Below are 13,794 nucleotides of genomic sequence, written 5' to 3'. Positions count from 1 at the left end.
ACTCCGAGATGACGACCTCCACCCTCCCCTCCGCGGCGCCCCGGGGCGCCCGTCGCCTCGGCGCGGCGACGCTGAGACGCCGCTCGGCGCCCTATCTCTTCGTCCTGCCGTTCGTGGTGATCTTCCTCGCCTTCAGCGTCTATCCGCTGATCTTCACGGCGCGGTTGAGCTTCACGAACTGGCGCGGCGCCGGCACCGCGGAGTGGGTGGGCTGGGGCAACTACACGTATCTGCTCGGCAGCGAGGCCTTCTGGGCGTCGCTGGGCAACTCCGCCGTGCTGTGGCTGCTGATCGTGCCGGTCCAGATCGCGCTCGGCGTGGTCGTAGCGGTGCTGCTGAATTCAGCGAAACTGCGACTGCGCGGCCTCTACCGGGTCGCGTTCATCGTGCCCTTCGTGACCCCGCTCGTCGCGGTCGCGCAGATCTGGGTGGTGCTGTTCGACCAGCAGTACGGCGCGGTCAACGCGGTCCTCGGGGTGTTCGGCATCCCCGACATCGGGTGGCTGACGACGAGCGCCTGGGCGAAGCCCACGCTCGCGCTGCTGTTCCTGTGGAAGACCACCGGATTCATCGTGATCATCCTGCTCTCGGGGCTGCAGTCCATCGACAGCTCCCTGTACGAGGCCGCCGACCTCGACGGGGCCTCCCGCATCCGGCAGCTGTGGAGCATCACGGTGCCGCTGCTGCGCCGCACGATCATGTTCGCGGTCGTGCTGCAGACCCTCGCGGTGTTCCAGATGTTCGCGGAACCGTTCGTGGTGACCCAGGGCGGTCCGTACAACTCGACGACCACCGCCGGGTACTACCTCTACAACCACATCACCCGGGGCGACCTCGGCACCGGGGCGGCGAACTCGTTCCTGCTCGTCATCCTCGTGATGGTGCTCTCGCTCTTCTTCGTGCGGATGCTGCGAGCCAAGGACTGATCATGACCGACACCCTCCTCCGGCCGACCGCACAGGCTGCGGCATCCACCTCTCCCGAGCGCCGCCCGCGCGCCGCGCGGCCGGCGATCGGCTCCCACGTCTTCCTGATGCTGCTGCTGTTCGCGTTCCTGGCACCCGTCGTCTGGGCGCTCGTCTCGTCGTTCAAGCAGCCGAACGACATCGTCCGCGATCCGCTGGGCTTCGACGTGACCACGTTCACGCTCGATAACTTCACCGCCATGTTCGAAGACGTGCCGATCCTGCACGGGTTCCTCAACACGGCGGTCGTGCTCGTGGTGAAGGGCGGCATCACGCTGTTCTTCGCCCCGCTCGCGGCCTTCGCGTTCGCGAAGTATCAGTTCATCGGCAAGAACGTCATCTTCGGCGCCGTGCTCATCACGCTCATGCTGCCGACGATCGTGCTGATCATCCCCCTGCTGCTCGAGATGAAGACGCTCGGATGGGTGAACACCTATCAGGCGCTCATCCTGCCCGGGGCCGTCGACGCGTTCGCGATCTTCTGGATGCGGCAGGTCATCAGCGCTGTGCCGGACGAACTGCTCGACGCGGCGCGCGTCGACGGATGCAGCGAGTTCGGCATCTTCTGGCGCGTGGTCGTGCCCGTCATCCGTCCGGGCCTCGCGGGTCTCGCCGTGCTCACGATCATGAACATCTACAACGACTTCGTGTGGCCGGTGATCGTGGCGAGCAGCGAGCGCATGGCGACGCTGCAGGTCGTGCTCTCGACCCTGGCGCAGAACATCACCGGCAACCGGATCGGCGCCGACTACGCGACCGTCACCGGCGAACTCCTCGCGGCGAGCTCGGTCGCTCTCATCCCCCTGCTGGTGCTCTTCATCGTGCTCCAGCGTCACTTCATCAACGGCATCCTCGCCGGCAGCGTGAAAGGCTGAACGTGTCCCTCTCCCTCACCTCCCCTCCCGCATCGTCGTTCGATGCGGACCCCGTCCCCCGCCCCGAGTACCCGCGGCCCGACCGCGACCGCTCCGAGCGATGGCTGACGCTCAACGGTCGATGGGACTTCGAGGCCGACGGCATCCGCTCCTCGATCACCGTGCCGTTCGCCTGGGAGACCGAGGCGTCGGGAATCCGGCGCACATGGCTCGAACGCGCCACCTACCGTCGCTCGATCGTGGTGCCGTCGGACTGGAGCGGGCACCGCGTGGTGCTCAGCTTCGGCGCCGTGCACCACCGCGCGATCGTGCGCATCGACGGCGGTGCGGTGGGCGAGCACATCGGGGGCTACGAATCGTTCGAGCTCGACATCACCGAGTTCGTCGTACCGGGGATCGCCTCGGAACTCAGTGTCGAGGTCGAAGCTCCGGCCGACAAGCGGGCCATCGCGCACGGCAAGCAGCGCTCCATCCCCCGCGACGACTACGACGGCGTCTCGTTCACCCCCACGTCCGGCATCTGGCAGTCGGTGTGGCTGGAGGCCCGGGGGCGCACCTACGCGCGGTCCGTCGTGCTCCGCGGCGACAGCCTGACCGGAATCGACGTCGCCGTCGCCCTCAGCGGGGATGCCGTCGCGGGTGCCGTCGTGGTGGCGCGGTGCGGAACGGAATCGGTCGAGATGACGACGGATGCCGAGGGCGCCGCCACTGCGCGCATCGAGCTCGACCGTCCACGACTCTGGTCGCCCGAAGACCCGCACCTCTACCGTGTGGAGATTTCGGTGGGCTCGGACGAGCGGGCCGACCGCGTCGTCGCGACGACCGGACTGCGGCGCATCGAGACCCGCGGCGAGCAGCTCGTGCTGAACGGCTCTCGCTTCTACATGCGGGGTGTGCTCGACCAGGGCTACTGGCCGGGCAGCGGCCTGACGGCGCCGGACGCGGAGGCGCTGCGGCGCGACATCGCCCTCGCGCGCGAGCTCGGGTACAACCTCGTGCGCAAGCATCTGAAGTTCGAGGACCCGCTGTGGCTGCACGAGGCCGACGTCACCGGCATGCTCGTCTGGGCCGAGCCCGCCTGCCCGAGTCGGTTCTCGGACGAGGCGGCCTCGGCGTTCGACGCGCAGCTGCCCGCGATGGTGGAGCGCGACGGCAATCACCCGAGCATCGTCATCTGGGGGCTGTACAACGAGGAATGGGGGCTCGACTGGGACATCCCCGGCAGCTCGGCGCGTGCCGACGCGGCAGTGCGCGCCTACGACCTGCTCCGCGCACTCGACGACACCCGGCCGATCGTCGAGAACTCCGGATGGGCGCACGTCAAGAGCGACCTCGTCGACTGGCACTACTACGAGCCCGACATCGCGACGTGGAAGCAGGCCGTCGCCGACCTGGCGGCCGGTGCGCGCGAATCCTTCCCCGTGCGCCTCGGTCCGGACTTCGTCGTCGACAAGTCGTTCTACGGGTCGACGGACTTCCCCCGAGCCGGCGTGCCGATCGTGAACAGCGAGTACGGCGAGGGATTCACCAGCCTGGAAAGGGCGTGGCACCTCCGCTGGGAGACCCAGGAGCTCCGACGTCACGACCGCTACGCCGGATACGTCTACACCGAGTTCGCCGATGTCGAGCACGAGTGCGCCGGGCTCCTCACCGAGCATCGCGAGACGAAGGACTGGGGCGGATGCGTTCCCGCCGACGTCAATGCCGAGACGGTGCTCGTCCTCGACCTCGTCCCCGAGCGCGCGGGGGCGGACCTCGCGACCCCCGTGCAGTCGTTCACCCTCGGAGTCAGGGTGTCTCACCACGGCTCCGCCGACCTTGCGGTGACCCTGCACGGATGCTGGACATCGGCGGGCACCCCGACGACCGACCCCGTCTCCGCGCAGTTCAGCTCCGACCCGCTCCTCGTCTCGCCCTTCACCCTGTCGGAGGCGACGTCGATGACCGTTCCCGCCTCCGAGCGGGCGGCCCGCCTGCTGCTGTGGGCGGAGGATGCGACGGGATCGGTCGTGGCGAGGTCGTTCCTCGACGCCGCCGCGGTCGAGGAGCCGAACCGGCGCGGAGCACGGGCGGACGACCTCTCGGGCGCCTGAACCACGGTCTCTCAGCCGCCTCGATCGCTGAGCCGCCACGGTCGCTCAGCCCCCGGTCGCTCAGCCGCCGCACTGTCAGCCGCTGAGCGACCGCAGGCTGCCGAACACGAGTCGTGGCGTCGGGTCGGCGTGCAGCACCGTGAACAGCGTGCGTGTGCACGTGCGGCACCGCACGATGGCGGCGCTGGTGTCGATCTCCACGACGGCCTCGGCCAGGCACGCGTCGCACCCGCATCCGTCGCACGTGCCGTGGAGCGCCGTGACGTCGATGCCGAGGATGTCGAGCACCTGACCGGCGATCGCGTTGCCGTCGACCGTCATGGCGGGATGACGTCGGTTCATCAGCTGCCTCCGAACCTCTCGGTGCGCACGCGGTCGGGGTCGTGGCCGAGCTGCACGAGGATCCTCGACACGTGCTCGACGAACCCGGTCGGCCCGCAGACGAAGACGAGCGGACGCTGATCCGCCGGCCAGACGGCGACGGCGACGGCATCCGCGTCGAGCCTGCCCGCCCTGCCGTTCCATCCCTCGGGAGCCGAGCGCGTGTACGCCCATCGCACGTCGACGCCCGCGGCGGTACCACCGGCAGCGGCGGCCGCCGCGGCCCCACCGGCAGCCGCGGCACCGCCGCCGAGTTCCGGGCCGAACATCGCGTCGTCCGCGCTGCGCACGGAGTAGAGCAGACGCATCGACGCACCGACCCCCGCCGCCTGCGCCGCGCGGACCATCGCGACGAGCGGGACGATGCCCGACCCGCCGGCGATCAGCTGCACGGCGCCCTCCTGCTCGGGCCTCCAGACGAAGAACCGCCCGAGCGGTCCCTTCACCTCGAGCTCGTCGCCGACCATCACGTCGCGCACGAGATAGGGCGAGACCTCGCCCGTGGGGATCTCGTCGACCCCGAGCTCGATGACCGTCGACGCCCCCGACGAAGCGAGCGAGTACGACCGCACGGCCTGGTAGCCGTCTTCGGCGGTGAGCCGCACGTCGATGTGCTGCCCCGGGTCATTGCCGGGCCAGTCGGCGACATCGAGCAGGATGCTGCGCGCAGACGTCGTCTGCCGCGTGACCCCCGTCACGCGCGCCGGGTGCCATCCGGCGACGATCACCAGTAGCGTTCCTCGGTCCAGGGGTCGCCGTGCATGTTGTAGCCGTTCTGCTCCCAGAACCCCGGGGCGTCGTCGTCCATGAGCGTGAGTCCCCTGACCCACTTCGCACTCTTCCAGAAGTAGAGGTGCGGCACGATGAGCCGAGCGGGGCCGCCGTGTTCGGGGTCGAGCGGCTCGCCCTCGAACTCCGACGCGATCCAGGCCTTGCCGCCGAGCAGGTCGTCGAGGGGGATGTTCGTCGTGTATCCGCCGTAGGAGTGGGCCATCGCGTACGACGCTCCGGTGTCGATCTCCGAGAGGAGCGTGTCGAGTGAGACCCCGCGCCAGTTCGTGCCGAGCTTCGACCAGCGCGTGACGCAGTGGATGTCGGTGTGCACGTCCTCGACGGACAGCGCGTGCAGTTCATCCCAGGTCCACGAGGCGACCGCGCCGTTCTCGTCGCGGATGCCGAAGCTCCACTCCGACGTCTCGATCCGCGGTGTGGGGCCGGCGGAGAGCACGGGGAAGTCCTCGGTGAGGTACTGCCCGGGTGGCAGGTTCGGATCGCTCTCACGTCGTCGCCCGCCGAACCCTCGCGAGATCACAGCCATCCGTCGTCTCCTCCCGTGCGTATGGCGCCAGCATGGTCCGATATACCGCTTCCGTGCAAGGGCGACACGACAGCGGGCCCCCGGTCATCTGGGGGCCCGCTGCGGCAGAGCCCGTGTCAGCGATCGACCTCGGCCCAGGTCCGGGTGCGCAGCGACTCGTCGATGGCGTCGAGGACGCGCGCGGCGGAGACCGCCTCGTCGATGCCGATGCGGCTCGGCAGGTCGAACTCCACCATCTGCAGGAAGTAGTCGAACTGCTGCGGGACCACGCCTTCGAGGCGGCCGTCGAGCTCGGGATCGAGCATCGTGTTGGGCAGCCGGAAGTCGTCGAGGGTGTCGAGGGAGATGCCCTCCGCGGTGACGTCCACCTTGATGTTGCCGTCGGTGCCGTACAGGTCGAACTGCGAGGCGAGTCCGCTGGGCGTCGACTCGGGCAGCACCCAGGAGATCTCGATCGTGCCGATCGCGCCGTTCTCGAGCTCGGCGAGGATGAGGGCGACGTCGACGCCCTCCTTGCCCGCGGCCGGAAGCACCTTGGCGGCCGTGGTCGCCGAGACCCGCACGATGGGGCTGCCCGCGATCCACTGCACGAGGTCGATGTCGTGGATGCCCTGGTACATGTAGATCGGCGACGCGCCGTTGTTCGCGAAGCCGACGCTGCGGGGCACGATGCGCGCGGCCCGGAAGTGGACGGGGTCTCCGACCGCGCCGGCGGCGACGGTCTTCGCCGCCGAGCGGAAGCGGGGGTCGTGACGCAGCACATGACCGACGAGCACCTTGGACTCGGTGGCCGCCGCTGCCGCATCGGCGATCGTGCGCGCTCCGTCGAGGGTGTCGGCGAGCGGCTTCTCGACGAGCACGTGCAGCCCGGCCTCCAGCGCCTCGACCGTGACCCCGACGTGGAGCCTGTCGGGTACGGCGATGATGACGCCGTCGAGAGCGACGGCCTCCCGCGCCGCGCTGAGCGTCGGGTACCACGGGGCCCCGTACTGCTCCGCGACGCGGCGTCCGCTCTCCTCGAACGGGTCGACGATCGCGGCGAGTGCCGCGCGCGGGTTTTCCGCGACGATCCGGCAGTGCACCTGGCCCATGCGGCCGGCGCCGACGACGGCGATGTTGGTGGTCATGCTGATGCTCCCTTCGTGAGCGTGGGTACGGCGGCCAGATAGCGCTTGGTCAGCGCCATCGGCTCGGTGATGGATGTTCCGACGACGACCGCGAACGCGCCGGCCTCGAACGCGGCGCGCAACTCGTCGGGCGACTTGATCCGCCCCTCGGCGATGACCGGCGTGGGGAGGGCGGCGAGCCGGGCGACGAGGGCGATGTCGGGGTCGCCGCTGCGATTCTGGGGGACGCTCGTGTATCCCGAGAGCGTCGTGCCGACGAGCTCTGCGCCGAGGTCGGCGGCGTGCGCGCCCGCCTCGAACCCGTCGATGTCGGCCATGACGGGGGCGCCGAGTTCGCGGACGGCGGGGAGCAGCGTGTCCACGAGCGGGAACTCCCCCTTGACGCGCAGGGTCGCGTCCAGGGCGACGATGTCCGCCCCGGCATCGAGGAGCGCCTTCGCGCGGTCGACCGTGGGGGTGATCCACTGGACGCCGTCGGCGACGACCTTCTCGAGGCCGACGATGGGCACGTCGACGCGCGACCGCACCGCTGCGACGTGCTCTGCGCTGTTGATGCGCACAGCGGCAGCGCCCGCGAGCACCGCGGCCTCGGCGATGGCGGCGATGATTCCGGGATCGCGCAACGGCGACCCGTCCGGCGCCTGGCAGGACACGATGAGGCGTCCACGTAGCGTCTCGAGGTCGAGCATTCTCACTCCTTCACTGCGATGAGACCGGCGAATGCCGATCGGATACTCACGTCTTCCGCGATGACACCAGCGCCGTCGAGCGCCGCGTCGGCACGCACCAGGAACCCATCGGTCGGCACATCGGCGCGGTCGAGGGCTGCACGGACCTCGTCGACGAACAGGCTTGCGCGAACGAGGCCGCCCGTCAGTCCGACGGGTCCGGCGGAGATGCGCGCGGCCCGGATGGTGCGGGCGAGCTCGGCGGCGGCGGCGCGCACGATGTCGAGGGCGACGGAGTCTCCGTCGGTCGCAGCCTCCAGCACATCCGGGGCGAACTCGGCCACGAACTTCGGCGGCGGTGTCGATGCCATCGCCTGGAGATAGATGTCGGATGCCGAGCCGAGACGGCCGCTCCGGTCGGCGAGGCTCGTCGGCTCTCCGCGCCCCTCCTGGGCGTCGAGGGCGGCCTGCAGCCCCTTCTGACCGATCCAGAAGCCGCTCCCGAAGTCACCGAGCAGGTACCCGCGGGCGTCGATGCGCCGGGGCGCGGCATCGACGCCGATCCCGAGGGCGGCGACACCCGTGCCGCAGATCGCGACCGTCCCGGGACGTGCGCCCACGGTGCCGAGGAACGCCGTCACGGCATCCGCCGCGACCACCACGCTGTGGGCGCCGAGTGAGCCCTGCAGCCTCGCGGCGAGCGCCGCCGGCGCGTCCGACCCCTCCACGAATCCCGAGAGCCCCACACCGATGCGTTCCAGGCGCGCCCCCGCCGGCATCCGGTCGACGATCCGCTGGGCGAGCGCGCGCACCTGGTCGCCGTCGGTCAGCGCCGTGACGCCGATCGGTGCGCCGATCACGTCGCCGCCGTCTAGGCGGAGGCGGAGGCCGGTCTGCCCGATGTCGACCGCGAGGGTGCCGCTCATGCGCCGACCCTGTCGCGCAGGGAGCGGGAGGAGAGGTGCGAGGCGGCGGCCTCGTCGAGGAGCCACGTGACATCGGGATGCTCTCGGAGGACGCTGGCGGGCATCGCCTCGGTGCGCGGCCCGTCGATGGCCGCGGCGACGGCGGCGGCCTTCTCAGCGCCTGACACGACGACGATGAGGCGGCGGGCTTCCAGGATCGTGCCGATGCCCTGCGTCACACTGCGACGCGGCACGTCGTCCGGATCGTCGAAGAAGCGGGCGTTGGCCGCACGAGTCGATGCGTCGAGGTCGACGACGCGCGTGCGCGAGTCGAACGACGACCCCGGCTCGTTGAATCCGATGTGGCCGTTGCGGCCGATGCCGAGGATCTGCAGGTCGATGCCGCCGCGGGCGGCGATGAGGTCGTCGTACGCCTCCGGGTCGTCGCCGTCGGGCAGATGGACTCGTGCGCGCGGTACGGCGAGCGGCTCGGCGATCTCGCGTTCGACGACGGCGCGGTAGGTCTCGGGGTGGCCGGCCGGCAGCCCGATGTACTCGTCCAGCGCGAACAGCGTCACGGCGGAGAGGTCGATCCGGCGCCGCGCCATCTCGCGGTAGACGGGGCTCGGCGACGACCCGGTCGCGACGCCCAGGTTGCGGAGCGCACCGGCGCGCAGGAGCTCATCGATGACGTCGACTGCTGCGGATGCCGCGGCGGCCGCGCTGGGGTAGGTCGCCGTGACCGTTCGGCGCTGCGCGGTGAGCGTCATTTCACGCCTCCGAACGAGAGGCCGCGAGCCATGTGCTTGCGCACGAGAATGGCGAAGATGACGATCGGCAGGGCGCCGATGACGCCGGCGGCGGTGAGGCGGGCCCAGTTGGTGCCGAAGAAGCTGAGGAACCCGGCGATCGTGACCGGCACCGTCTGGCTGTCGCCGCTGGTCAGCACGAGCGCGTAGAGGAACTCGTTCCACGACTGGATGAGCGCGAGCACGAACGTCGCGAACGCCGCACCCCACACGTTGGGGAGCACGCACTGGAACAGGGTGCGCCACTCGCCGAGACCGTCGATCATGGCGGCCTCCCGTATCTCGCGCGGGAAGGCGACGAGGAAGGAGCGGAAGATGAGCACGGCGAGGAGGATCGCGTAGAAGGAGTGCACGATCGTCAGCCCGACGGGGTTGCCGGTCAGACCGATCCCGAAGAAGGCCCGGTAGAAGGGCGTCAGCGTCAGCACGGGCGGAACCGTCGTCAGCAGCAGGATCGCGAGCGTCACCCGGGCCGACCACGCCGACTCGGGCGGCCACACCTGCGTCGTCAGATACGCGAGCGGGAGTCCGACGACGATGCCGACGACGCTGCTGATGACGGCGACGAGGGTGCTGACGACCATCGCCTGGCCCATCCCGCCGTCGACCCACGCGCTGACGTAGCTGCCGAACTGGGGGACGAAGAACCACACCGGCTCACGGCTGAAGGCGTCGACGTCGCTCTTCAGCGACGTGCTGACCAGCCACACCACCGGGAGGATGCACCAGATGACGAAGACGTACACGGCGACGACGCGGAGGGTGTGCAGGATGCTGCGACGAGTTCTCATCGACGGGCCTTCCAGATTCGCAGGCCCATGAGGCGCGTGGCGGTGGGGAACAGGACGATCAGCACGACGAGCGAGACCAGTGCGCCCACCGTGGTGGCGTAGCCGATGTCGAACGTCTCGAACCCGAGGCGGTAGACGTAGTTGCTGATGGCGAGGGTCGAGGTGCCCGGTCCGCCCTTCGTCATCGTGTTGACGATCGCGAAGGTCTTCACGGCGTCGATGACACGGAGCAGCACGACGATCGACAGCACCGGGGCGAGCATCGGCAGCGTGACGTTCCACAGCAGCCGGAACCCGCCTGCGCCGTCGAGCTGCGCCGCCTCGAACGGTGACGGATCGAGCGACTCGAGCCCGGCCAGCACGATGATGACCACGAAGGGCGTGTTCTGCCAGACCTCGACGAGGATGACGGCGCCGAGGGCGGTCGCCGGGTCGGCGAGGAACGCATGCCCGCCGATGCCCACTGTGTCGAGGAACCAGTTGATGAAGCCGGACGTCGGGTCCATGAGCAGTCGCCACATAAGTCCGGCGACGACCGGCGTCAGCACCATCGGGATGAGGATGAGTGCGCGCAGCACTCCCTTGCCCGGGATGCGGCCGTGCAGGGCGAGTGCGATGGAGACGCCGAGCACGAGCTCGATGGCCACGCCCGCGACGACGTAGATGAGCGTGACGCGGACCGAGCCGAGCAGGGTGGGATCCGCGAGGGCCCTGGTGACGTTGTCCCAGCCGACGAAGATGTTCTCGCTCCCCGGGCGGAGAAGGTTCTCCGCGTGGGTGACGAGGTTCGCCCCCTGCATGACGATGATCACCAGCAGCGGGACGATGACGATCAGCGCCGGCAGCGCCAGGCTCGCCTGAGCGAGCCGTGGCCGCAGCGCCGTGCGGCGGGGGGAACGCCGGAACGGAGGGTCCGCGACTGTGTCTTCGGCATCGGGACGTGGGGGCGTCATGAGCTTCGTCATCGTCTTGTTCTTCCGTTCCGGCGTTCGTTCTCTCAGCCGAGCTGAGCCGAGAGGGCTTCTTGCGCGGCGGTCAGTGCGTCCTTCGCATCCGCCTCTCCGGCCAGGGTGCGCGACAGCGCCTGACCGACCTCGGTGATGATCGCGTTGGCGTCGGTGCCCGCGGGCAGGTAGTCGACGTTGCCGGTCGCGAGCTGCGCGAGCAGCGCATCCTTGAAGGCTCCGTACTTCTCGTCGTAGGCCGGGCTCTCCAGCACCGAGTTGAGCGTGACGCCCACGGCCTCGGTGTTGTCGACGGCGTTCGCCTGCACATCTTCACTCGTCGCCCAGGCCATGAACTTGTAGGCGGCATCCTTCTTCTGCGAGAAGGAGCTGAGGTACAGAGCGTGGACGTTGAGCGAGTTGTCGGTGTTGCCGCTGGCGGGCGGGTCCGAGATCGCGTAGGGAATCGGCGCGTATCCGACCTTGCCGGCGATGACGCTGGCCTCGGTGTCCTCGTTGAACGGCCCGTTGGCGGTGGCGTCGATGGTCATCGCCGCGTTCCCCTGCGTGAAGGCGATGCGGTTCTGCTCCCAATCGAAGTTGCCGACGCCCGAGGGGCCGTACTCCGTCAGCAGATCAGCCCAGAACTGCGCGGCCTCGACGGCCTCCGGCGAGTCGACGGCGAGGGTGTCGCCGTCGTAGAAGTCGCCTCCGAAGGCGCGCAGGAATCCGGCCCAGGGGTACACGCTCTGGATGCCGGGGGCACCGCGCAGTGTGATGCCGGCGACGTCGCCGCCGGAGCCCTCGCTGATCGTCTTCGCCGCCGCTTCTAGCTCATCCATCGTCTGCGGAGGGCCGTCGATGCCGTACTGCTCGAAGAGGTCGGTGCGGTACATCAGCCAGGTGCTCTCGCCGTAGACGGGCAGGCCGAACGTCGCGCCGTCCTTCTGCATGGGCGCGAGGTAGGGCTGGTAGAACTCGTCGAAGCCGACGAAGTCCGCCCCCTCGGTCTCGTGCTCGGAGAGGTCGTCGATGTAGCCGGACTCGAAGTATCCGGTGCCGTACGTGTTGTCGGTGAACACGACGTCGTAGTCGCTGGACTTCTGGCTGAAGTTCAGCAGGATCTTCGCCGCCTGGTCGCTGTACGGAACGGTCTCGATGTTGACCTTGATGCCGGTCTGCTCCTCGAACTCGGGGAGCAGCTCCTTCCAGTTGTCGGTGTACGAGATGTCCTCCGCGAGGACGTTGATGGTGACGCCGGAGCCGTCACCCCCGTCGCCGGAGCCGGACGGTGCGCAAGCTGTCATGCTTCCGGCTGCCGTCGCGATGCCGACGAAACCGACGCCGATTCGGACGGCGAGCCGTGGTGCACGCGAGCGGGCGGGTGTTGCAGCGCTCATGGAATCCTCCGTGGGAACGTGGTGCATTCGGGATGGGTCTTGATTACCATAGGGTAGACGTAGCACCCTAGGGTTAACGAGAAGGTACACGGTCCTCCGAGCTTCCGCAATCGCCGAGGGGATCGGATGCATCGATGGAAGCGTGATAGTCATGGACCTGACCATCCGCGGAAGGAGGGGACGTGGCTGCGAAGTACGAGCTCGTGATGAAGGAGCTCTCGGCGGAGATCGCGGAGATGCGAGCAGGTGACCAGCTGCCGACCGAACAGCAGCTCGCGGCGCGGTTCAACGTCTCCTCGATGACGGTGCGGCGCGCGCTCGAAGCGCTCACGCACGCGAAGAGGATCGTCGGCATCCGCGGCAAGGGCACCTTCGTGGCCGAGCCGGCCCTGACGAAGCGGATGACGCTCGCGTCGTTCACGGATTCGATGCGCGCGGCCGGCCGCACGGCGCGAGCCGAAGTGCTGTCGGCCAGCGTCTCCCCCGCGTCTGCAGATGTCGCCGAGGGCCTCGGGCTCGAGAGCGGATCGTCGGTGTACACGGTCGAGCGACTGCGGTTCGGCGATGACACCCCGTTGAGCATCGACCGATCGTTGCTCCCCGCCGAACTGTTCCCGAACCTGCTCGGCAACGACCTCACCGGCTCGCTCTACGAGATCCTCCGCCGGCGGTACGACGTGCATCTGACCCGCGCGTCGTCACGAGTGGCCGCCGTGCTGCCCACCGCGCGAGAGGCCGAACTGCTCGGCATCACCGCGGATCAGCCGTGCCTGCGCGTCGTCGCGCGCGGCAGCCTCGGGGACGGACGCGTGGTCGAGGTCACCCGGTCGATCTACCGCGGAGACCTGTACGAGCTGCTCATCGAGCCCGAAGACACCTGAGCGTCGTCCGGGTCGGCCGCGGCGAGCGCAGCCCGCAGGCGTGACGAGGGGCGTCCTCTCGCGGGCCGAATGCACTAGTCCTGCGGCGGCAGAATGAAGCTCGGGGTGTGTTCGTGCACCACCCCGTTTTGATCCCCGACCGAGGCGATCGTGAATGGATTCAGGTTGAGCGTATCTCCGGCGTACAGGGTACTTCGTGAACCGAGATCGTCCGACGCGTAGACGCCGCCTCGACGGACCGCATTGAGTGCGGTGAGTCCGTATACCGACGTGCAGACTCGTTCCGCTATCGCATCGTACGTGTCCCCCGCGGCGACGGTGTAGGAGGCAAGAACCCCGTCATCCGTACGTGCGATCGCTCCGTTGGCATTCTCTGACGGCCCCAAGTCCTCCATGTCATCGAAGTCATCCAGGTTCAGCACCTCGCCGGCGTGCGCCTCGATCTGCGCGACTGGCCACTTGCATTCGGCACTCTCTTCATGAGCCGGTGGGGATGACGACGAGCTTGTCGTCCCGGTGGGCGCTGATTCTTCGCGCTCAACTGCCCAAGTACAACCCGTCAGCGTCGCCGTGATCACAGCGACCACGAAGACCTGAGTAGGGAGCCTCAGACGACGGTCGAACATCATGCCTCCGT

15 protein-coding genes are annotated in these 13,794 nt (G+C 69.0%); 4 read left to right on the top strand and 11 right to left on the bottom strand.

Going from position 1 to position 13,794, the window contains the following annotated elements; all coding sequences use genetic code 11:
• The first annotated feature begins 8 nt into the window (after positions 1-8).
• Genes FSY98_RS08120 through FSY98_RS08110 form a run of 3 tightly spaced genes read left to right on the top strand, consistent with a single transcriptional unit; the run spans position 9 to position 3,933 of the window.
• Positions 9-926 (top strand): carbohydrate ABC transporter permease, encoded by a 918-nt coding sequence (locus FSY98_RS08120; RefSeq protein ID WP_144875602.1) that lies wholly within the window; start codon positions 9-11, stop codon positions 924-926.
• 2 nt (positions 927-928) lie between these two features.
• A complete protein-coding gene (locus tag FSY98_RS08115) occupies positions 929-1,840 on the top strand; it encodes a carbohydrate ABC transporter permease (RefSeq protein ID WP_144875600.1) in 912 nt (303 codons plus the stop codon).
• A 2-nt stretch (positions 1,841-1,842) separates the two neighbouring features.
• Positions 1,843-3,933, top strand: a complete 2,091-nt coding sequence (locus FSY98_RS08110) for a glycoside hydrolase family 2 protein (protein WP_144875598.1) — start codon at positions 1,843-1,845, stop codon at positions 3,931-3,933.
• A 75-nt stretch (positions 3,934-4,008) separates the two neighbouring features.
• Here the strand turns inward: FSY98_RS08110 and FSY98_RS08105 are convergent, their stop codons facing one another.
• The 10 genes from FSY98_RS08105 to FSY98_RS08060 form a co-directional block, all read right to left on the bottom strand.
• Positions 4,009-4,275, bottom strand: a complete 267-nt coding sequence (locus FSY98_RS08105; protein ID WP_144875596.1) for a DUF6510 family protein — start codon at positions 4,273-4,275, stop codon at positions 4,009-4,011.
• Positions 4,275-5,042, bottom strand: coding sequence for an FAD-binding oxidoreductase (locus FSY98_RS08100; RefSeq protein ID WP_144875594.1), 768 nt, complete (start codon positions 5,040-5,042; stop codon positions 4,275-4,277). Before FSY98_RS08100 ends, FSY98_RS08105 begins: the two co-directional genes overlap by 1 nt.
• Positions 5,039-5,632 carry a sulfite oxidase-like oxidoreductase gene (locus tag FSY98_RS08095; protein WP_144875592.1) on the bottom strand — a complete coding sequence of 198 codons (594 nt, stop codon included), beginning with the start codon at positions 5,630-5,632 and terminating at the stop codon, positions 5,039-5,041. The genes FSY98_RS08100 and FSY98_RS08095 overlap by 4 nt, the downstream gene beginning before the upstream one ends.
• 116 nt (positions 5,633-5,748) lie before the next feature.
• Positions 5,749-6,759, bottom strand: a complete 1,011-nt coding sequence (locus FSY98_RS08090) for a Gfo/Idh/MocA family protein (RefSeq protein ID WP_144875590.1) — start codon at positions 6,757-6,759, stop codon at positions 5,749-5,751.
• On the bottom strand, positions 6,756-7,448 hold the full coding sequence (locus FSY98_RS08085; RefSeq protein ID WP_186307583.1) for an N-acetylmannosamine-6-phosphate 2-epimerase: 693 nt from the start codon (positions 7,446-7,448) through the stop codon (positions 6,756-6,758). The genes FSY98_RS08090 and FSY98_RS08085 overlap by 4 nt, the downstream gene beginning before the upstream one ends.
• 2 nt (positions 7,449-7,450) lie before the next feature.
• Positions 7,451-8,353: an N-acetylglucosamine kinase gene (locus tag FSY98_RS08080; protein WP_144875586.1), complete on the bottom strand. Its 903-nt coding sequence runs from the start codon at positions 8,351-8,353 to the stop codon at positions 7,451-7,453.
• The gene (locus tag FSY98_RS08075; RefSeq protein ID WP_144875584.1) at positions 8,350-9,102 is read right to left on the bottom strand and encodes a glucosamine-6-phosphate deaminase; all 753 of its coding nucleotides are present in this window, start codon (positions 9,100-9,102) and stop codon (positions 8,350-8,352) included. The genes FSY98_RS08080 and FSY98_RS08075 overlap by 4 nt, the downstream gene beginning before the upstream one ends.
• A complete protein-coding gene (locus FSY98_RS08070) occupies positions 9,099-9,932 on the bottom strand; it encodes a carbohydrate ABC transporter permease (protein WP_144875582.1) in 834 nt (277 codons plus the stop codon). The genes FSY98_RS08075 and FSY98_RS08070 overlap by 4 nt, the downstream gene beginning before the upstream one ends.
• Positions 9,929-10,897, bottom strand: coding sequence for a carbohydrate ABC transporter permease (locus FSY98_RS08065; RefSeq protein ID WP_144875581.1), 969 nt, complete (start codon positions 10,895-10,897; stop codon positions 9,929-9,931). Before FSY98_RS08065 ends, FSY98_RS08070 begins: the two co-directional genes overlap by 4 nt.
• A gap of 32 nt (positions 10,898-10,929) precedes the next feature.
• Complete coding sequence (locus tag FSY98_RS08060; protein ID WP_222119126.1) at positions 10,930-12,276, bottom strand: sugar ABC transporter substrate-binding protein; 1,347 nt, start codon at positions 12,274-12,276, stop codon at positions 10,930-10,932.
• 182 nt (positions 12,277-12,458) lie between these two features.
• Between FSY98_RS08060 and FSY98_RS08055 the strand changes: the two genes are divergently transcribed.
• On the top strand, positions 12,459-13,157 hold the full coding sequence (locus tag FSY98_RS08055) for a GntR family transcriptional regulator (protein ID WP_144875579.1): 699 nt from the start codon (positions 12,459-12,461) through the stop codon (positions 13,155-13,157).
• A gap of 74 nt (positions 13,158-13,231) precedes the next feature.
• Here FSY98_RS08055 and FSY98_RS08050 read toward each other — a convergent pair whose 3' ends face one another.
• Positions 13,232-13,786 carry a LysM domain-containing protein gene (locus FSY98_RS08050; protein WP_144875577.1) on the bottom strand — a complete coding sequence of 185 codons (555 nt, stop codon included), beginning with the start codon at positions 13,784-13,786 and terminating at the stop codon, positions 13,232-13,234.
• Positions 13,787-13,794 lie beyond the last annotated feature (8 nt).

It is taken from the genome of Microbacterium sp. 1.5R (assembly GCF_007667425.1).
Classification (GTDB): domain Bacteria; phylum Actinomycetota; class Actinomycetes; order Actinomycetales; family Microbacteriaceae; genus Microbacterium.
The sequence above is the reverse complement of the archived record's forward strand: the minus strand, read 5'-3'. Positions and strand labels throughout refer to the sequence as shown.

Bases quoted from the DNA above. Each gene is read 5' to 3' on its own strand.
- FSY98_RS08065 (WP_144875581.1), bottom strand. From the start codon at position 10,897: ATGACGAAGCTCATGACGCCCCCACGTCCCGATGCCGAAGACACAGTC.
- FSY98_RS08080 (WP_144875586.1), bottom strand. From the start codon at position 8,353: ATGAGCGGCACCCTCGCGGTCGACATCGGGCAGACCGGCCTCCGCCTC.
- FSY98_RS08075 (WP_144875584.1), bottom strand. From the start codon at position 9,102: ATGACGCTCACCGCGCAGCGCCGAACGGTCACGGCGACCTACCCCAGC.
- FSY98_RS08120 (WP_144875602.1), top strand. From the start codon at position 9: ATGACGACCTCCACCCTCCCCTCCGCGGCGCCCCGGGGCGCCCGTCGC.
- FSY98_RS08105 (WP_144875596.1), bottom strand. From the start codon at position 4,275: ATGAACCGACGTCATCCCGCCATGACGGTCGACGGCAACGCGATCGCC.
- FSY98_RS08115 (WP_144875600.1), top strand. From the start codon at position 929: ATGACCGACACCCTCCTCCGGCCGACCGCACAGGCTGCGGCATCCACC.
- FSY98_RS08090 (WP_144875590.1), bottom strand. From the start codon at position 6,759: ATGACCACCAACATCGCCGTCGTCGGCGCCGGCCGCATGGGCCAGGTG.
- FSY98_RS08085 (WP_186307583.1), bottom strand. From the start codon at position 7,448: ATGCTCGACCTCGAGACGCTACGTGGACGCCTCATCGTGTCCTGCCAG.
- FSY98_RS08060 (WP_222119126.1), bottom strand. From the start codon at position 12,276: ATGAGCGCTGCAACACCCGCCCGCTCGCGTGCACCACGGCTCGCCGTC.
- FSY98_RS08050 (WP_144875577.1), bottom strand. From the start codon at position 13,786: ATGATGTTCGACCGTCGTCTGAGGCTCCCTACTCAGGTCTTCGTGGTC.
- FSY98_RS08095 (WP_144875592.1), bottom strand. From the start codon at position 5,632: ATGGCTGTGATCTCGCGAGGGTTCGGCGGGCGACGACGTGAGAGCGAT.
- FSY98_RS08070 (WP_144875582.1), bottom strand. From the start codon at position 9,932: ATGAGAACTCGTCGCAGCATCCTGCACACCCTCCGCGTCGTCGCCGTG.